Here is an 18,596-nt window from a genome sequence, read left to right on the forward strand (position 1 = left end):
AAAGATGACATACAAAACATGGCCACCAAAGATGACATACAAAACATGGCCACCAAAGACGACATTCAAAACATGGCGACCAAAGACGACATTCAAAACATGGCCACCAAAGATGACATACAAAACATGGCCACCAAAGATGACATACAAAACATGGCCACCAAAGACGACATACAAAACATGGCGACCAAAGATGACATTCAAAACATGGCCACCAAAGACGACATTCAAAACATGGCCACCAAAGACGACATTCAAAATATGGCTACTAAAGACGATATACGAAATATGGCGACCAAAGATGACATTCGGAACATTAAAGATGAAATACAAAACATGGCTGCCAAACAGGATATCCGAAATAAGGAGACCGATGATAAGTTCGAAAGGCTCTTTAAAGAGGTGGCGGAAATTCCTTCAATCAAAGTAGCTGTTCTGGAATTGAAAGAGTTGTTTGAAGACTTTATGGAAGTCCAAAAATCCATGTACAGCATTATTGGTGAACATGAATTAGCCATTCGATCTTTAAAGAGAAAAATGATTTAAACAAAATGGCCCGGCTGCGCCGGGTCATTTCTATTGTTCTGCGATTTTCGAGTATAATTCCGCCCTTCGGTTGGCCGTGTAGCTCATTTTTGGGTCAAGCTGCTGTCCGATGGCCAGCTCCACTGTTTGGACGCCTTCTGTCTGTTTCATTTCCAACAGGATGTCCCCTGTTGCATCAATAACCATACTGTCCCCGCAAAAGTCGAGGTCGCCCTCTTTACCAAGGCGATTGCAAATAATGACAGGAATCTCATTTTCCAATGCCCGAGCCCTTGCGAAAAGATTGTGGTGCAATTCATACGGATGCATATTGGCATTGACGATAACAATGAAGTCCGCTCCGGATAGTTTCAATGAGCGTGCGATTTCCGGAAATTCCACATCAAAACAGATCATCATTCCAATTTTCCCCAAAGGTGTCTCAATCACTTTAAACTCAGACCCAGGGGTGAAATGCATTTTTTCCTGATCAAATAAATGTGTCTTTCGGTAAATACCCAAAACCTCTCCATTATCATCAATCAAAGCAGAAGAGATGTAGTAATGACCATCTTCACCCTTCTCCGGAAAACTGATTGCTGCATACAATCCCTGTTCAAGGCATAGCCTTCTTACTTCAGTCATTCCAGGTCCATCTTCCGTTTCGGCTAGCTGATCTAACTCGCTCCCTACCGAATATCCCGTTAAAAATAATTCAGGGAATATGATCAGATCAGCCTGATCCCTTTTTGCTTCGATCATTGCGTCGGATATCAACTGAAGATTTTTCTGCTTGTCCGCCAATTTAGGCATTAACTGAGCTACAGAAACTTTAATCGCTTTCACGATTATCCCTCCTTATATATACAACACATGCAAATACCGTGCCATTTTTTAAAATATATTCTATCCCTCTTTATAAAAACTTTCCGCCCGATATACGGATGTCCTTCTATTATGCAGGTAATCAAGCATTTCTTTCTCTGGATTTGTTTGAGATAAGTTGAGACTGATAACAGGGATTTCCTCATTATTTTTCCCTTTATATATTTCCTGCCCGTTTGGATGAACAATTTGGCTTTCCCCGAAAAATATATTTTCGCTATCAAGGCCCACCATATTGGCCAATGCTGTGTAGACATGGTTTTCCAGAGCACGGGCTTTGACAAAAGTATCCTGAAAGTGCTGATACGGAACCATGTTCGCTGCAAGGACAAGCAGCAGTTGCGCGTCTTTCATCGCCAGGATCCGGGATGATTCAGGGAATTCCATGTCATACGTAATCAGCAGCCCAATATTCCCTTCCGGAAGTGAAAATACCGGAAAAGAATCCCCTGGAGCAAACCAGTCCTTTTCACGGTGGTATAAATGTACCTTGCGGTACTTGCCGATAATGTCCCCATCTTTTCCTATCAGCAGGGCCGTATTATACATCAAATCGCCTTCCTGTTCCGGAAAGCCGACAATCGCACCGACTCGACACTGTTTAGCTTTTTCTCTTATTTTTTGTATGCTCGGTCCATTCTCTGTTTCAGCCAACTGTTTAAGCTGGTTGTCCATCACATAACCAGTCAAGTATAATTCGGGGAACAGGACATAATCGGCACCCTTTTTGCTTGCCTCCTCCAAACTTTGAAGAATGCGCAGGAGATTGGTCTCTTTATTTCGCAGTTCGCAGCGCAGCTGTGCCAAGGCAATATTGATTTTATTCATGATTGCTGTCCCTCCTCTTCCCGGTATTGCTTCACTTTTTTCGCAATAGTGGACTGGTCGACCTGCAAAACTTCTGCCGCTTTATAAGTCGTTCCATATAATTCATACGCCCGTAAAATCAATTCTTTTTCAAGCTGCCTCTTGGCTTCTTTCAGCGGCGGGAGCTGTTCCCCCATTTCAAATGGCCGTCCGTCTTCACGGTGGCTCATTTCTTCCGATTGGGTCACGACCATCCGCTCAATCGTATTTTCCAGTTCACGGATGTTTCCCCGCCAAGGATTGGCAAGCAGACGATCTTTGGCATTTGAAGATAAAGCAAAGCGAAGTCCATATTTTTGGTTAAACTTTCGGACAAAAAGCTCCGCCAAAGGAATAATCTCTTCCTTGCGTTCTCTTAACGGCGGAATTGTCAGCGGTACAACGTGGAGACGGTAATAAAGGTCTTCACGGAACATTTTTTCCTGAACCATCTTTTGCAGATCCTTGTTAGTGGCCGCAATGATTCTAATATCAACCTTCATGCTTTTTGTCCCGCCCACTTTCCTGAACGTATGCTCCTGCAGTACTTCCAATAACTTGGACTGTATCGAATAAGGGAGCTCTGCAATTTCATCCAGAAACAGGATGCCCCCATCCGCCGACTCAATTAAACCTTTTTTTCCCTTGCTTCTGCCACCCGTAAAAGCACCTGATTCATAACCAAACAGTTCAGATTCTATCAAGCTATCAGGTATCGCCCCGCAGTTAACCACCATGAATGGCTGTTTTGAGCGCGAACTGACTTCGTGAATATACCGTGCGAGTCTTGTTTTTCCTACACCGGTTTCACCGAGTAAAAGCACCGTCGAATCCACTTCAGATATACGATGGATAATATCCATGATTTTTTTCATTGAATCGGATTTCACCGGCATTTCATCCAAAGAAGACGACTGCAGGTCTTCTTCCATCCGGAATTCTCCATCAAGCCTGCAGACGAGAATCATATACGCCAGTTCCGGACTTGAAACAGGAAGCTCAATCGTTAAAAATAATACCCATTCTCCGGAACGGAGCCTTGTCGCGTGTGATCCCTTACTTAAAGAAGGGGGCTCGTCCAACACTTGGCTCCAGTCAATCTGAAATAGGTGGGTACCGCTTGCCAGAGAAAAAGAAGTGGAACTGAAAACCTTTGAAATATCTCCTTTAATTAGAGCTATTCTATGCTGTTCATCCATAAAAATAGCTGCGTAGTCGAGCACTTTATAAAAACCTCCCTTATAAGAAGGAATCATTTTTTAATGAAAAACATCATTTTTAATGAATAATTTCATTATAACTCCTTTTATTGCGGAATGGCAAGCGCTTTTTCATTTTAAGCCACCTTGAATAATGAAAAAAATCATCATTTTAAAACTTTCCATTGGTCATTCATTCTTCTTTTATACAATAAATATATTGGCACGATAATTGCATAATTTTTATAATCAACATCAACCCTATACATGAAAGGATGAACATCATGGAACAGAGCACTCAGTCTCTTAAACGTACTTTAACACTTTGGCCGGTTGTACTGTTCGGCCTTGCGTATATGACACCGATGGTTGTTTTCGGCATTTACGGTGTTCTAGCCGATGAAACCGGAGGAGTTGTGGCAAACGCCTACCTCGTAGCTATGGTTGCAATGCTGTTCACCGCATACAGCTACGGACAAATGGTTAAAGCCTATCCAATTTCCGGTTCCGCTTACACTTTTACACGGAAATCCATTAATCCTCATTTAGGTTTTATGGTCGGTTGGGCTGTCATACTGGATTATGTCTTTTTGCCAATGGTTATTTGGCTCATTGGAAGCGTTTATTTAAACGCTGCTTTTCCCGCCATCGGCACGTGGGTCTGGATTTTAGCTTTCATCATTATTACAACAGGAATTAACATCATTGGGATTCGTGTAACGACAACCATTAACTTCATCATGATGCTTTTTCAGTTTTTGGTTATTGGTTTGTTCATTATTTTATCAATCGTCAGCCTGTCTCACGGAGAAGGCATGGGCACATTTTTCACAGCGACTCCTTTCTTCAACGGAGACGTGTCATTCCCGCTTGTTTTGGCAGGAGCTTCGATCGCCTGTTATTCTTTCTTAGGATTTGATGCAGTTACAACTCTTTCTGAAGAAACGATCGATCCTGAAAAAACGTTGCCACGGGCTATTTTTCTTATCGCATTGATCGGCGGAGCCATTTTTGTTATCGTTTCCTATTTTGTATATTTGGTGTTCCCTGATCATACACAGTTTGAAAACTATGACACAGCCGGATTGGAAATCGCCAGGTTTATCGGAGGCAACTTATTCAGCGCCATCTTCCTTGCCGGGTTGATTACAGCGCAATTCGCTTCAGGGCTCTCCGCACAGGCAAGTGCCTCACGTCTTCTTTTTGCGATGGGAAGGGATAATGTCCTGCCAAGAAAAATATTCGGATTCTTGCACCGTTCTTTCCGTACACCGATTGTCAATATCGGCATCATCGGGATTATCGGATTAATCGCATTGTTCATGAATGTATCCACATCCACTTCGTTCATTAACTTCGGTGCCTTTATTACTTTTACGTTTGTAAACCTGTCAGTGATCGGACATTACTTTGTACGGGGCAAAAAACGAAAAGGAAAGGATTTTATTCTCTTTCTTGTGCTACCATTAATTGGAACTGCGTTAAATATCTGGCTGTTCACCAACTTGGATGTACACGCACTGACACTTGGATCCATTTGGGCTGGAATCGGCTTCATCTACTTGCTCTTCCTGACAAAAGGATTTAAAAAGGAACCGCCTGAAATGAAGCTCGAAGAAGCCGATTAAGTTGGCTGGTGGGTATCCGCCAATATCCTCTAAAAAAATCTGGCGAAGAAAAAGCTTTATTTTTCTTCGCCAGATTTTTGGGCTTTCCAGCCCCTTATTTTAATTCCCTTCTTTCACAATCTCCCCGCACACAATCCGGTCGCCCGCATTCCCGGCCGGATCTGTAACATAATCATCCTCGCCGGCATGGATGACAAGGGCGCTTCCGTCTTTATCCAATAAAGAATTTGGTTTCCCTCTTTCCAGGGTGACATCGGCGGTTTTCAAAACCGCATCCACCTTTCCGTCAGCAGCCACTTCCAGGTTCGGCAGATCTCCTGCATGGTAGCCTTTTGGATTATGGAATCCATGTTCTTTATGCCCCGGGTTAAAATGTGCGCCTGCAGACTTAAAGTCAGGCGGTGCGCATTTTCCGGTTTCGTGAAGGTGGATCGCCCTTCTCCCCGGTTCCAGTCCTTCGACCCTCACGTGAATGGCAACGCCTTTTGAATTTTCCGAGAGCTCGGCTTCTCCAACCTTATCACCTTCCGTATTGATAAGAGGAACATTGATCGGCGTTTCCGCATTGACCGGTGCCACCTCCTCGCTTTTTTTCGGGTCGGCGGTGTCTTTATTTCCGCTGCATCCACTTACAATTAGAAACAAAAGAAGGATTGGACCAATTATTTTCTTCAATATAGATACCTCCATTTAAAAAGTTATTACCTGTATTTACCACCCTCCTTTGATTTATACTTTTTCCAAATATATACAGCTTCCAAGCCTGTCGGCTTTACTTATATACCAGGGTTCGTTAAGATAAAATCAATATTTCATAGTATTCCTGCAGGAGTTGGTCAAATGAATGATACATGGGGATTATTACACTCAGGCCACGACGATGCCGCTGTCAACATGGCCATGGATGAAGCATTGCTGAACTGGCACAGCGAAGGGAAAATCCCGCCTGTCCTCCGTTTTTACGGCTGGTCCACACCGACACTTTCCGTTGGCCATTTTCAAAAAATCGACCGCACCATCGACCTTGACGGAGTGAAGCGGCATGGCTGCCAATTTGTCCGCCGGCAGACTGGCGGAAGCGCAGTATTGCATGACGACGAGCTGACTTACAGCGTGATCGTTTCAGAATCCAAACCCTACATCTCCCAGTCGATCCGGGAAGCATACTTTGAATTGTCGAAAGGGATCATGGAGGGGTTCAAGCAGCTGGGGATCGAAGCGGACTATTCCATCCCGAAAGAACGCTTCAGGGACCGGTCGGCGGTCTGCTTTGAAAGACCGTCGGATTATGAGATGCTGGTGGATGGCAAAAAAATTTCGGGACACGCACAGACGAGGAAAAAAGGGGTCCTCCTGCAGCACGGCTCTATTCCATTCAGCATGGATAAGAAGATGCTGTTTGATCTATTCTTTTTTTCTGATGAAGAAACAAGAGAAAAGAAGCGTTCCGCTTTTTCCAAAAAAGCAATCACCATCAACGAAGCGTCCGAACAGCCTGTCACTTATGAAATGGCTGAGAAGGCTTTTCAAAAAGGATTTGAAAAGGGTTTACAGCTTGAGCTGGTTCCATTTGAGTTGACGAAAGAACAGTGGAACGAGGTACATGAACTGGCCGAAACGAAATACCGTTCAGATGATTGGAATTTATATTATCGAAAGAGAGTGTTGGCTCATGGCAAAAAATGAAGAATACATAAGAAAGCCGGATTGGCTGAAAATCAAGATTAACACGAACGAATCATACACTGGCTTGAAAAAATTAATGCGGAACAAAAGTTTGAATACTGTTTGTGAAGAAGCACGCTGCCCGAATATCCACGAATGCTGGAGTGAGCGGAAAACAGCCACTTTCATGATTTTGGGCGATACTTGCACAAGGGGCTGCCGTTTTTGCGCGGTCAAAACAGGGCTGCCGACTGAACTGGATTGGGGCGAACCGGCACGTGTAGCGGAATCAGTAAAAATCATGGGTTTGAAGCATGTCGTTGTCACCGCTGTAGCACGGGATGATCTAAAAGACGGGGGAGCTGCCGTTTTTGCCGAAACAGTAAGGAGAATCCGTGAAGCCAACCCGGGCTGCACAATCGAAATCCTTCCTTCCGATATGAAGGGCGACTATGAGAGCCTTTCAACTTTAATGTCAAGCGCCCCTGATATTTTCAATCACAACATTGAAACGGTCAGGCGACTGACCCGCCGTGTCCGCGCACGCGCCATGTACGACCGTTCGTTGACATTGCTGCAGCGTGTAAAAGAAATCTCGCCGAATACACCGACAAAATCCAGCATCATGGTCGGACTCGGAGAAACGAAAGAAGAAATCATTGAAACAATGGATGATTTGCTTGCACATGACGTAGACATCATGACAATCGGACAGTATTTGCAGCCAACGAAAAAGCATTTGAAAGTTGAACGCTATTACCATCCGGACGAATTTGAAGAGCTGAAACAGATCGCTTTGTCCAAAGGCTTCAGCCACTGCGAAGCCGGGCCGCTTGTCCGCTCATCTTATCATGCAGACGAGCAGGTAAACGCGGCATCCGCCCAGAGGAGAATCAAATATATGAAGGGTTATGAAGAACAAGAGAAAAAAGAAGTGGATTTCACGTTATAACAAAATAAAACCGCATTCCTTTTGAGGGGAGGCGGTTTTTTCGTGGTTGTGAAAGTAAATCATGTGTACTGTGATCTATACCTGGGAAAGAGCGGAGTTTTCTTTTTCTCGGGAGGCATTCGAACCCTATGCCTACCGAACGAGCGGGGTTTTCTTTTTCTCGGGAGGCGTTCGTTCCCTATGCCTACCGAACAAGCGGGATTTTCTTTTATTCGGGAGGCATTCAAACCCTATGCCTACCGAACGAGCAGAGTTTTCTTTTTCTCGGGAGGCATTCGATCCCTATGCCTACCGAACAAGCGAAGCTTTCCTTTTATCGGAAGGCATTCGAACCCTATGTCTGCCGAACAAGCGGGAATTTCTTTTTATTCGGGAGGCATTCAACCCCTATGCCTACCGAACAAGCCGGAATTCCTCTTTCTCGGGAGGCATTCGAACCCTATGCCTGCCAAACGATTGACACCAAATCCAAACAAATACAGCCTTTATAACACTTTCGAACGGCTGCAACAGGATTTAAGGCCGACCTTAGACATTTTTTCTGACCATCGCTCATCTTAAAGTTTTTGTTTATTAAAAGTACTGACCCGCCTCATCGTTTCATTTCTTTTAAATCCATATTTCTCATAAAACAGGTGGGCATCCTTTGTTGAAAGACTCATGTTGGTCTCCCTAATATCCGGATGTTCCAGGATGCAGTCCACCAGCCACTGCCCCAGTCCTTTTCCACGATAGCTTTCATCGATCACTACATCCAAAAGCCAGGAGAAGACAGCTTTGTCGGTGACCACTCTCGCAAATCCGATTTGTCTGCCATCTGTATATATACCAAAGGAAATTGAATTCTCAATACTTTTTTCAATCGTATCTCTCGGCCTGTCTGCTGCCCAATAGGTCTTCGAAAGCAGGCCGCACACTGTGTCCATATCCAGCAGGTCCCTCTGGTCATTTAAAGTGAATTGATCTTTTGTCCATTCCAAAGCTGCAGCCTCCTCTATCAATCTTGCCATTTATTTTACGGTATTTCTTTTGATATTTTAAGAGTAATTTTTCAGCCATTCCATTCCCTGGCAAGCATCCCGTAGACCGCATGGTCCACAAAATGATCATACAGCCATTCCGCTTCCCTTATGCAGCCTTCCATCCGAAACCCGAGCTTTTCAGCGATCGCCCTGCTTTTCAGATTTTCCTTAGCTGCTCTGATTTCCACACGGTTCAACTTCAACTCTGTAAAAGCAAAATTCGTCAGCGCTCCTACGGAACGAATGATGATCCCCTTGCCTGTATAATGTTTATCAAGCCAATACCCGATGGAACCGGACCTGTTATTCCAGTCAAATTCGTTGAAACCTGCCACTCCTACTATCTTATCTTTATAAACAATCGCCGTATTCAAGCTTCTATGTCTGGCAAAACTATCCCGGCTTTCCCTAATATAATATCTCGTATCATTCACGCTGTTCGTATCATCCAGCCATGGAAGCCATTGTCTCAAATGGCATCTTGAGCGGTCTGTCAGCTGAAAGAGCCTCACCGCATCGTTTTGATCGACGAGCTTCAAATAAATCTCCTCATCCACTACATGGACGAACACCGCGCTCACCTCCCGACTTTGAAAAAACCTATGCCCAAAACTGGAAAATATCCGTAAAATTGCAATAAATATTATGTTATCATCCTTATATTCAACAAGACAACCAGTACTGGCAAGTATTTTTTAAGTCAGCAAAAAATGGACAGAGATTCAAATGATCCCTGTCCATTATGAGTAATTAAGCCTCTAGTTCATCAAAGGCAATCTGAGGCGGTTCCTTTTTGAAGAAATCGGTCGTAAAGGCCAGGTAAATTGTCCCAAGTAAAGCCCAGACTATCCCGCCTATGATCGCAAAGATATCGAGGCTGGCCCATAGATAGACAACGAACGCCAACCCAATAGCCGGAAAAATAAAACTACCTATAATGAAGCCAAACGAGCGCGGCCCCTTTTGTTTGAAAAAGTTAAAGATTACACAAAGGTTCACGAATGAAAACGCGGTGAACGCTCCTACATTTATAAGCGAAGTAGCTTCCTCAAGGCTTAGAAAGATAGCTCCAAGCGACAAAACGCCGATTAACAGAATGTTAGCTACCGGAGAGTTGAATTTTGGATGTAAGTATCCAAAGAAACGTTTCGGAAGCACGCCGTCCCTTCCCATGGCATACAGCAGCCTTGAAGCACTGAGCTGGGCGGCCAAACCTGATGCAAAAACAGAGAACAACGCTCCTGCGAGGAAAAAGGAAAGAAACAGATTCCCGCCGATCATCACAGCAATTTCCGGGGAGGCTCCTTCAATATCATTGAAGATGGAAACGTCCGGAAACAGGGATTGCATAAAATAGGTAACCCCGAAAAAGAAAACACCGCCAATTCCTGCTACAATCAGTATGGCTCTTGGTATAGTTTTCTTTGGATTAATCGTATCCTCTGAAAGTGTTGTAATCGCATCAAATCCAATAAATGAAAGGGCCAATAACGCAGCAGCCCCAAAAAGGCCGGAGACTTCATCGCCGGAAGGGAAAATCTCACCAATGGTAATAAAGCTTTCAGGACCTTTGACGATTGAACGGATCGTAAGGTAGGTAAAAATAATTCCAACCAACGCTTGGAATACAACAAGCAGCAAGTTAAGGGAAGCTGCCAGTTTTACACCAAAAATGTTTAGAAAGCTGATAACCACCAGCAAGCCTGCGATCCAAACCCATCCTGGAATTTCAGGAAATCCCGCCGACAGATAAATATCTGCCAACAGGGCATTGATCATCGGAAGCGCAATATATGCGATGAAAGTTACCCAGCCGACTATCACACCCAAGTATGGGTTGATAATATTTCTTGTATACGTATAAACGGATCCCGCCGTTGGAAATTGCCTGACGAGCTTTCCGTAACTTAATGCCGTGAACAGGATCGCCACAAAAACGACTATATATGCAGCCGGCACATGGCCGGACGAAACATCCGATGCGATACCGAAGGTATCAAACACTGCCATTGGAGACATGTACGCCAAACCGACGGCAACAACGTGTATCAGCTTCAGCTTTCTTTCAATATGATTGCTTTGTTCCATCAAATCAGCCTCTCAAGTGAAATGTTGAATGCGTTTTCAGCACGCAGTCAACTTCCTATTTCTAAACAGGGAAAAGCGCCCGGCTTTTTTTGCCGGGCTTGTCCCTTATTAATCCAAGTTAACCCAAACACTTTTAACTTCTGTATAGTTTTCCAAGGCATAAGAGCCCATTTCACGTCCGATTCCGGATTGCTTGTAACCGCCAAACGGCATCGCCGCATTCGTGAGATTGTAGCAGTTGACCCATACAGAACCAGCTTTTAGTTTGCTGGCGACAACATGAGCATTTTTAAGATTTTCTGTCCATACGCCTGCTCCAAGGCCGAATGGGCTGTTATTCGCACGCTCAACCACTTCGTCGATTGTTTTATATTTCATAGCTGCGACGACAGGGCCGAAAATTTCTTCCCTTGCGATGGTCATGTTATCTTCAGCTGCAAAAACGGTTGGCTGGACAAAATATCCTTTGTCCAATTTTTCACCGCCTGCCAAGAGTTTCGCACCTTCCTCAATACCTTTTTGGATGTAGGAAGTGACGATGTCCTGCTGTCTTGCGGAAACGAGCGGTCCCATTTGCGTGTCTTCTGCCAAACCATTACCTAATTTGACATTTTTCGCATAATCGGCAAGCCTTTCCATTACCTCATCATACATTTGCTCAGGAATATACGCCCTTGATCCTGCGCAGCATACTTCCCCTTGGTTGGCCATAATTCCGTTGAATACCCCAGGAATCGCTTTATCAAGATCGGCATCAGGCAAAATGATGTTCGGTGATTTACCGCCGAGCTCCAGCGTTACACGCTTCATCGTATCCGCTGCCGTTTTCATGATAGACTTTCCGACAGGTGTGGAACCGGTGAAGGCAATTTTATTGACCTTCGGATGTTTAACAAGTGCATCACCTGCTGATTTCCCAAAACCAGGAACAATATTGACAACGCCATCAGGGAAGCCTGCTTCTTCAATAAGCTTTCCTAGGTAAAGCGCTGAAAGAGGCGTCTGTTCCGCCGGTTTTAAAATGATCGTGCAGCCTGTGGCAAGCGCCGGAGCAATTTTCCACAGTGCCATCATGATCGGGAAGTTCCAAGGAATGATTTGGCCGACTACACCAACAGGCTCGTGGCGGGTATAGTTAAAAAATGAATTGGAAACCGGAATGGTTTGGCCGGTCATTTTTGTCGTCCAGCCTGCAAAATACCTGAGCTGATCAATGGCTCCAGGCAAATCGGCATTTCTCATTTCCTGGATCGGTTTACCGTTATCCAATGTATCTAACTGGGCAAGGACTTCAAAATCCCTTTCCATTAAATCAGCCAGCTTATGCATCAACTTGGCGCGATCTGCTGCACTGATTCTTGACCAAGGTCCTTCTTCAAAAGCTTTTGCTGCGGCTTCAACTGCTTTATCAATATCGTTTTCGCGGGCTTCATACACGTGAGCCAAAACTTCTCCCGTAGCAGGATTGGTCGTTTCAAACGTTTGGCCGTCTACTGATTCATGCCAGCCGCCATCTATGAATAATTTTCTTGGACCGTTTAAAAACTCGGTTACTTTCGGATGAAGGGTCAATTTTTCACTAGTTGTCATCGTTACATCCCCTTATTCTGAAAAAATGGACTGGCTGAGGTGATCAGCCAGTAATTTTTAGTTATCTAACGTGCTTGTGCTTTTCTATTGTCCAGTTCAAGCGCCTAGCCCCTCGAGGTCATAAGTCAATTCCCTTGAAGAGCTGCCTCCTCGGGAATCGCCTTATGCTTGTCGGGACTAAACAGGCGCTTTCGCTTTTCTTCTTGTCTAGCTGCGGGCTCCAGCGACTAGCAGACTTCGCGCCTTCTCCTACGATAAGTCAACATCGGCTCCGACGCACAGGATGTGCTAGTGCAGGCGAAGCGACAGGACGTCGCTGCTTGAGCCTGCCTTCGTCGCCGTGTTTCCTTTATCTCGTCGAAGGCACTCCAGTCTGTACGTCGCTTAACGTCGCCCTCCGCTTTTCTTCTTATAGTGTTTTCGCAAATGCTCCCAACGCATCGTCAACGATTGCGATGATTTTTTCCACTTCGTCTTTTTGTACGACGAGCGGCGGAGCGATTGCTACGATGTTCATTCCAGGAGTGAAGTCAAACGGCCTGATTAAGAGCTCACGCTTATAAGCTTCTTCAACAACTGTTGCAGCTGCTTTGATAGATCCGGCAAATGGCTTGCCCGCTGCTGGATCTTCCATCAAATCGAATCCGGCAAGAAGGCCTCTGCCTCTTGTATTTCCAACGAAAGCATATTTGTCTTCCAAGTAGTCAAGACCTTTTTTCAATTCGTCTCCCATGACTTTTGCGTTTTCAATCAAGCCATCACGCTCAAGGATTTCAAGGTTTTTCAAACCGACAGCACATGCTGTTGGATGACCGCTGTACGTAAATCCGTGCGGAAGCATGTCATCGTATGTGAAGAATGTATCTCTGATTTCTTCTCTCATGATGACGCCGCCAAGCTGGATATATCCGCTTGTCATCCCTTTTGCAGCACAAATGAAATCAGGAATTACATCCCAATGATTCACACCGAACATTTCTCCGGTTCTTCCGAACCCGCAGATGATTTCGTCGGCAATCATGTGAATGTTGAACTCGTCGCAAAGCGCACGGACTGCTTTCAAATAACCTTCAGGCGGCACATGCACCCCGCCGGCACCCTGGATCGGCTCTACAATAACAGCCGCAATTTTATCAGCGCCTTCTTTTTCAATGATGCTTCTGATGGAACCTTCATATTCCGGATGGCTCTTGTCGCCAAGTTCACATTCCGTCAAATGAGGTTTCGCGTTTACGATATTAGGGTCCCCTGATCCGGAGAATTCACGGTAAGCATCGATTCCAGTTGCTCTTTGAGTTGCAATTGTAACGCCGTGATAGCCCCTTCTTAAAGAGATAATGAGTTTCTTGTCTTTTTTGCCTTTTATATCCCAGTAAGATCTGGACAATTTAAAAGCAGTATCGTTTGATTCAGATCCGCCGGAAGTATAGAAAATCGCGTTCAAGTCACCAGGTGTGACTTTGGCAATTTTTTCAGCTAAACGTACGGACGGTTCATTCGAATAGCCATAGAAAGTAGTTGTGTAAGCCGCTTTTTCCATTTGTTCATAAGCAGCTTCGGCCAATTCTTTCACACCATGGCCCACATTCACATTCCAAAGCATGGATACGCCGTCGATGTATGTTTTGCCTCCCATGTCTTTCAGATAAATGCCTTCTCCACTTTCAAAAATCAATTTTGGTCCGATTTCAGAGTGAAGCTTCGGATTGGTGGACGGATGAATAATATGTTTTTTATCAAGTTCGGATAGCTCATTGAATAATTTTTCGTTGCTCATGAAAATCTCTCTCCTTATTTTTAAAAATATTTATAGCTTGTCCTTAGCCAGTTTTTGCACAACATGTAAAAGGACGTTCGCCCCTTTTTCAATGTCATCATCCAGCGTCAATTCCTGTTCGTTATGGCTGATGCCGTCGACACTTGGAACAAAGATCATGCCCGTATCTGCCACGCCTGCCATATATTTTGAATCATGTCCAGGGCCGCTGAACAATTCCATGGCGGAATATCCAAATTCGTCTGCCGCATTTTTGATGGCATCCTTAACGGCCGGCGCAAATAAGGTCGTCTCCGAATTCCAATCGGTTGTGATCGTCAATTCCACTTCGTTCATCAGCGCAATGGCACTAAGCTGCTCCTTTAACCTTTCGAATGCATGAGACCGCAGGTCATTGTCTTCGTGGCGGATATCAATTGTGAATTCTACCTCGCCGGGAATAACGTTTGTGACGTTCGGCCTCACGTTCATTTTTCCGACGGTCGTTTTTAAACCAGGGATTTCATTCGTAATCTCATTTACTTTTACAATCATCTTGGATGCAGCCACAAGTGCATCACGCCTGTTTTTCATCGGGGTCGGGCCTGCATGGTTCGTCTTTCCAGTCACCTTCACCGTGAATAGGTCATTACCTTGGATACCCTGGACAATGCCAATTGTTTTATGTTTTTCATGTAAAATAGGGCCCTGCTCAATATGCAGTTCAATAAAATTTTTGATGTTTGTTATACGGTTTTTAATATCTCCCATATAGTTAATTTCATTTAAAGCCTGTTCAAAGGAAATTCCCTCATCATCTTTCAGGCCATAAATAAAATCCTTTGAAAAATTTCCGGTAATTCCCCCGGATCCGAGCATTGGAGGTGAGAAGCGGGCCCCCTCTTCATTGGTGAAATTGATAACTTCAACGGGGTATTCCGTTTCGATATCATTTTCATTCAAAACACGGATCACTTCCAGCGCAGTCAGAACACCCAAAATGCCGTCATATTTTCCGCCGCAAGACTGCGTATCCAAGTGGGAGCCGATGGCAATGGACGGACCGTCTTTTTTGCCTTTTCTTCTTCCATATATGTTACCGAAATCGTCTATTCTGACCTCAAGACCTTCCTCTTTTAACCAGTCGACAAATATATCGCGCATTTTTTTATCGGCTTCCGACAATGCCAGGCGGTTTAACCCGCCATTTCCGGTTGAGCCGATGGAAGAGCTTACTTTTAACGTTTCAAGCAAACGTTCTCTGTTTACTTTTAATGATGTCTTTTCCATACGCATCCTCCTCAACTATTTATTATATGCAATTTCCGTGCCAAATTTCAATTACTATTAAATAAAAAGCTTTTAATTATGATACGCTTTAATATATAATAGATTTGCACCGAATTCGAATTACAATGATGCGAAATCGAATCGTTTTCGATAGAATGAGGAGGATCTTTTTATGAAAAACCACTTTTTTAACGATCGGCATTTCCATCAAGTATTCAATCATTTAAAGGATGGTATTTTCATAGCTGACAAAAATGGCATTGCACTTTGGTGCAATGATACGAGTACGAAGCAGATCGGTGCGCCGCGCTCTAAGATCATCGGCAGGCATGTAAATGACTTGGAGAACAACGGTTTTTTCACCCCTTCTGTGACTAAAATAGTATTGGAAAACAGAGAAGTCGTGACGAAAGTCCAAACTTCCAAAGACCGGCAGTTTCTGGCGACCGGATATCTTGTAAAAATCGATGATGATGATTCAGAATACATTCTTGTTCAAGTCAAAGACATAACCGAAACCGTCAAGAATTCATTTAAGCTGGAAAAAGCGGAAGCCCTGATGCGGCAATATTGGCAAGAGCTTCAGGAAATGAAAAAGCAGCAGCAGAGGGAAAACACAAGCCAGCTGATCATTGGCAACAGCAAGAGCAACGAAGAACTTCTGGACTTGGTAAATCGGGTATCGGCTGTTGATGCAACGATTTTACTAACAGGAGAATCCGGCGTTGGCAAAAGCTTGATTGCCGGCGAAATCCACAAACACAGTTCGAGAAGAGATAAGAATTTTATCCAAATCAACTGTGGAGCCATACCGGAAAATCTTTTGGAATCGGAGCTTTTCGGATATAAAAAAGGGGCTTTCACCGGGGCGAACATAAGCGGAAAAAAAGGGCTTGTTGAAAAAGCGGACGGCGGCACATTGTTTTTGGATGAAATCGCTGAGCTGCCCTTGTCCCTGCAGCCGAAATTACTCCAATTGGTCCAGGACAAATCGTTTATTCCCGTTGGGGGCACAGAGCTTAAGAAAGTCGATATCCGGATCATCGCTGCCACCAACCAAGATTTGCCGAAGATGGTCAAGGAAAAGCGGTTCCGCGAGGATTTATATTACCGTTTGAATGTAGTGTCCATCCAGATACCGGCGCTCCGGGAACGGAATGAAGATATCCCGCCGCTGGTATACCATTATTTAAACCTTTTTAATGATAAATATATGAAAAAGTCAACCTTGGATGGCGGAGTGCTTGAATACCTTCAGAACTACAGCTGGCCCGGTAACATCCGCGAGCTCGAAAATATGATTGAGCGTTTGATTGTAACGGCAAAATCAGATATAATCACAGTTTCAGACCTTCCGGATAAAATTTTATACGAGGAATTCATGGACCATTCTGTCCGGAAGCTGAATAACCAAAGCCTTACGGATTACTTGGAAAAAATTGAGAGAAGATTGATAGAGGAAGCGAAGACGAAATACCCTTCTACGAGAAAGGCGGCCCAATCTTTGGGATTGACCCAGTCTTCCTATCTGAGAAGGTTAAAAAAGTATGGACTTTAGCGTCTGAGCACTCCAGTCTGTACGTCGATGAACAGGCGCTTGCGCGGGGTGTGAGTGTAAAATCACGTGTGTTTCTTATATGGCACGGAAATTGCATGTAGTATTATTGAATATTCATGGAGGGGATCATTGTGGCACGGACCATAAATAGTACACCAAGAAAAGACGGCTTCAGAATGCCCGGGGAATTTGAAGAGCACGAAGGTACATGGATGCTTTGGCCCATGAGAACGGACACATGGAGGTCTGGAGCTAAACCTGCACAAAGAGCTTTTGCGGAGGTAGCTAAAGCGATCTCGCAATTTGAACCGGTAACGGTGTGTGTCAATGCAGAGCAATTTGAAAATGCCCGCGCACTTTTGGACGACAGGGTCAGGGTGGTTGAAATTTCATCCAATGATGCCTGGATGCGTGATATCGGTCCTACTTTTGTAAAAAATGACAAGGGTGAAGTGCGCGGCATAGACTGGCAGTTCAATGCATGGGGAGGCTTGGATGAAGGTCTTTACTTCCCATGGGACAAGGATCAGCTTGTCAAACAAAAAGTAATGGAAATTGAAAACATAGATCGTTATGATGCAAAAGATTTCGTATTGGAAGGCGGAGCCATCCACGTTGACGGCGAAGGAACGCTCATTACAACAGCTGAATGTGTTCTGAATCCAAACCGAAATCCAAACATGTCCAAAGAAGATGTTGAAGAAAAACTAAAAGAGTATTTAAATATTGAAAAGATCATCTGGATTGAAAAAGGTCTTTTTGAGGATGAGACTGATGGACATGTGGATGAAGTGTTATTCTATGTGCGTCCCGGAGAAGTGGCCATCGGCTGGACAGACGATCCTGAACACCCACATTACGAGGTGTTGCAGGCAGCCTATAAACAACTGGAGCAGGAAACCGACGCCAAAGGCAGAAAGCTGAAAATCTACAAACTTCCTATGCCTGAGCAAATTGCGATAACGGACGAGGAAGCCCGCGAAATTGACTTTTCTGCCGATGCCTTCGATCGTTCGGCTGATACTTTATTCATAGCCACCTATGCCAACTGCTATATTTGCAATGGCGGGGTTGTCATTCCATCATTCGGCGACCCAAAAGATGAGGAAGCCGTTAAGATCTTTGAAGAGATGTACCCTGACCGCAAGATCGTTTCCGTAAATACACGTGAAGTTTCTCTTGGCGGCGGCAACATCCACTGCATTACACAACAGCAGCCAAAGGCTTAATGTAAGGAGACAGGCGGGAAAACTTTTCCGCCTGTTTTTTATAGGGGTGGCAAATTTTCACCATTGTCTTATGCAAATAAATCTCGTATAATAGAGGTGTCGCCCTGCTCCGGGATGTAGCTCAGCTTGGTAGAGCACTAGCATGGGGTGCTAGGAGTCGCAGGTTCAAATCCTGTCATCCCGATTGGTGCAAAAAAGCGCCCAGCCCTTTGTTATCAAGGGGTTGGGCGCTTTTTTCATTAATACAGTTTGGGCCGTTTTCTATTATAACAGGCTGTTTTGGGGGAATATTGGGGTTTATTTTTCCCGACTTTAACAGTTAAATTGAATAAAACAGGCTGAGAACATTGATTTAATCAAGTT

At 44.4% G+C, this 18,596-nt stretch carries 16 protein-coding genes and 1 tRNA gene; 7 read left to right on the forward strand and 10 right to left on the reverse strand.

Annotation, left to right across the window (positions count from 1 at the left end):
• Nucleotides 1-546 (forward strand): hypothetical protein (locus tag FS666_RS19925; RefSeq protein WP_186306598.1); only part of this gene is annotated, 546 nt, incomplete at its 5' end.
• 30 nt (nt 547-576) lie between these two features.
• On the opposite strand, the gene FS666_RS16815 is transcribed toward FS666_RS19925, so the two are convergent.
• From FS666_RS16815 to FS666_RS16825, 3 genes are read right to left on the reverse strand one after another with little or no spacing between them, the layout of a single operon-like run.
• Nucleotides 577-1,371, reverse strand: a complete 795-nt coding sequence (locus FS666_RS16815) for a carbon-nitrogen hydrolase family protein (RefSeq protein ID WP_144463452.1) — start codon at nt 1,369-1,371, stop codon at nt 577-579.
• A gap of 60 nt (nt 1,372-1,431) precedes the next feature.
• Complete coding sequence (locus FS666_RS16820; protein ID WP_120070236.1) at nt 1,432-2,238, reverse strand: carbon-nitrogen hydrolase family protein; 807 nt, start codon at nt 2,236-2,238, stop codon at nt 1,432-1,434.
• Nucleotides 2,235-3,479: a sigma-54 interaction domain-containing protein gene (locus FS666_RS16825; protein WP_244943944.1), complete on the reverse strand. Its 1,245-nt coding sequence runs from the start codon at nt 3,477-3,479 to the stop codon at nt 2,235-2,237. The genes FS666_RS16820 and FS666_RS16825 overlap by 4 nt, the downstream gene beginning before the upstream one ends.
• A 260-nt stretch (nt 3,480-3,739) precedes the next feature.
• Here FS666_RS16825 and FS666_RS16830 point away from each other — a divergent pair, with 260 nt between their 5' ends.
• On the forward strand, nt 3,740-5,083 hold the full coding sequence (locus FS666_RS16830; protein WP_144463453.1) for an APC family permease: 1,344 nt from the start codon (nt 3,740-3,742) through the stop codon (nt 5,081-5,083).
• Between the two features lie 99 nt (nt 5,084-5,182).
• Here FS666_RS16830 and FS666_RS16835 read toward each other — a convergent pair whose 3' ends face one another.
• Nucleotides 5,183-5,758 (reverse strand): superoxide dismutase family protein, encoded by a 576-nt coding sequence (locus FS666_RS16835; RefSeq protein WP_390614598.1) that lies wholly within the window; start codon nt 5,756-5,758, stop codon nt 5,183-5,185.
• A gap of 165 nt (nt 5,759-5,923) precedes the next feature.
• Between FS666_RS16835 and FS666_RS16840 the strand changes: the two genes are divergently transcribed.
• Both FS666_RS16840 and lipA read left to right on the forward strand, forming a co-directional pair.
• Complete coding sequence (locus FS666_RS16840; RefSeq protein WP_144463455.1) at nt 5,924-6,769, forward strand: lipoate--protein ligase family protein; 846 nt, start codon at nt 5,924-5,926, stop codon at nt 6,767-6,769.
• Complete coding sequence (gene lipA / locus FS666_RS16845; RefSeq protein ID WP_144463456.1) at nt 6,756-7,700, forward strand: lipoyl synthase; 945 nt, start codon at nt 6,756-6,758, stop codon at nt 7,698-7,700. The genes FS666_RS16840 and lipA overlap by 14 nt, the downstream gene beginning before the upstream one ends.
• A 557-nt stretch (nt 7,701-8,257) precedes the next feature.
• On the opposite strand, the gene FS666_RS16850 is transcribed toward lipA, so the two are convergent.
• The 6 genes from FS666_RS16850 to FS666_RS16875 all read right to left on the reverse strand — a co-directional run bounded on the left by FS666_RS16850 (nt 8,258) and on the right by FS666_RS16875 (nt 15,446).
• Entirely contained in the window at nt 8,258-8,680 is a 423-nt protein-coding gene (locus tag FS666_RS16850; RefSeq protein ID WP_186306599.1) for a GNAT family N-acetyltransferase, read from the reverse strand.
• Nucleotides 8,681-8,751: 71 nt separating this feature from the next.
• A complete protein-coding gene (locus tag FS666_RS16855; RefSeq protein ID WP_144463458.1) occupies nt 8,752-9,294 on the reverse strand; it encodes a GNAT family N-acetyltransferase in 543 nt (180 codons plus the stop codon).
• Nucleotides 9,295-9,472: 178 nt separating this feature from the next.
• Nucleotides 9,473-10,810, reverse strand: a complete 1,338-nt coding sequence (locus FS666_RS16860; RefSeq protein ID WP_144463459.1) for an APC family permease — start codon at nt 10,808-10,810, stop codon at nt 9,473-9,475.
• Nucleotides 10,811-10,918: 108 nt separating this feature from the next.
• Nucleotides 10,919-12,400, reverse strand: a complete 1,482-nt coding sequence (locus FS666_RS16865) for an aldehyde dehydrogenase family protein (protein WP_144463460.1) — start codon at nt 12,398-12,400, stop codon at nt 10,919-10,921.
• 409 nt (nt 12,401-12,809) lie between these two features.
• Nucleotides 12,810-14,177: an aminotransferase family protein gene (locus tag FS666_RS16870; RefSeq protein ID WP_144463461.1), complete on the reverse strand. Its 1,368-nt coding sequence runs from the start codon at nt 14,175-14,177 to the stop codon at nt 12,810-12,812.
• A 30-nt stretch (nt 14,178-14,207) separates the two neighbouring features.
• Nucleotides 14,208-15,446, reverse strand: a complete 1,239-nt coding sequence (locus tag FS666_RS16875; protein WP_144463462.1) for a M20 family metallo-hydrolase — start codon at nt 15,444-15,446, stop codon at nt 14,208-14,210.
• 172 nt (nt 15,447-15,618) lie between these two features.
• Between FS666_RS16875 and FS666_RS16880 the strand changes: the two genes are divergently transcribed.
• From FS666_RS16880 to FS666_RS16890, 3 genes are all read left to right on the forward strand, one after another.
• Complete coding sequence (locus FS666_RS16880) at nt 15,619-17,004, forward strand: sigma-54 interaction domain-containing protein (protein WP_144463463.1); 1,386 nt, start codon at nt 15,619-15,621, stop codon at nt 17,002-17,004.
• Between the two features lie 116 nt (nt 17,005-17,120).
• Nucleotides 17,121-18,233 carry an agmatine deiminase gene (gene aguA / locus FS666_RS16885; protein WP_186306600.1) on the forward strand — a complete coding sequence of 371 codons (1,113 nt, stop codon included), beginning with the start codon at nt 17,121-17,123 and terminating at the stop codon, nt 18,231-18,233.
• 110 nt (nt 18,234-18,343) lie between these two features.
• Nucleotides 18,344-18,417 (forward strand) — tRNA-Pro (locus FS666_RS16890).
• Nucleotides 18,418-18,596 lie beyond the last annotated feature (179 nt).

Origin of the sequence: Siminovitchia fortis (assembly GCF_007681465.1) — a bacterium.
Taxonomy (GTDB): domain Bacteria; phylum Bacillota; class Bacilli; order Bacillales; family Bacillaceae_C; genus Siminovitchia; species Siminovitchia fortis.

Bases quoted from the DNA above. Each gene is read 5' to 3' on its own strand.
- lipA (WP_144463456.1), top strand. From the start codon at position 6,756: ATGGCAAAAAATGAAGAATACATAAGAAAGCCGGATTGGCTGAAAATC.
- FS666_RS16830 (WP_144463453.1), top strand. From the start codon at position 3,740: ATGGAACAGAGCACTCAGTCTCTTAAACGTACTTTAACACTTTGGCCG.
- FS666_RS16860 (WP_144463459.1), bottom strand. From the start codon at position 10,810: ATGGAACAAAGCAATCATATTGAAAGAAAGCTGAAGCTGATACACGTT.
- FS666_RS16880 (WP_144463463.1), top strand. From the start codon at position 15,619: ATGAAAAACCACTTTTTTAACGATCGGCATTTCCATCAAGTATTCAAT.
- FS666_RS16865 (WP_144463460.1), bottom strand. From the start codon at position 12,400: ATGACAACTAGTGAAAAATTGACCCTTCATCCGAAAGTAACCGAGTTT.
- FS666_RS16820 (WP_120070236.1), bottom strand. From the start codon at position 2,238: ATGAATAAAATCAATATTGCCTTGGCACAGCTGCGCTGCGAACTGCGA.
- aguA (WP_186306600.1), top strand. From the start codon at position 17,121: ATGGAGGGGATCATTGTGGCACGGACCATAAATAGTACACCAAGAAAA.
- FS666_RS16875 (WP_144463462.1), bottom strand. From the start codon at position 15,446: ATGGAAAAGACATCATTAAAAGTAAACAGAGAACGTTTGCTTGAAACG.
- FS666_RS16870 (WP_144463461.1), bottom strand. From the start codon at position 14,177: ATGAGCAACGAAAAATTATTCAATGAGCTATCCGAACTTGATAAAAAA.
- FS666_RS16840 (WP_144463455.1), top strand. From the start codon at position 5,924: ATGAATGATACATGGGGATTATTACACTCAGGCCACGACGATGCCGCT.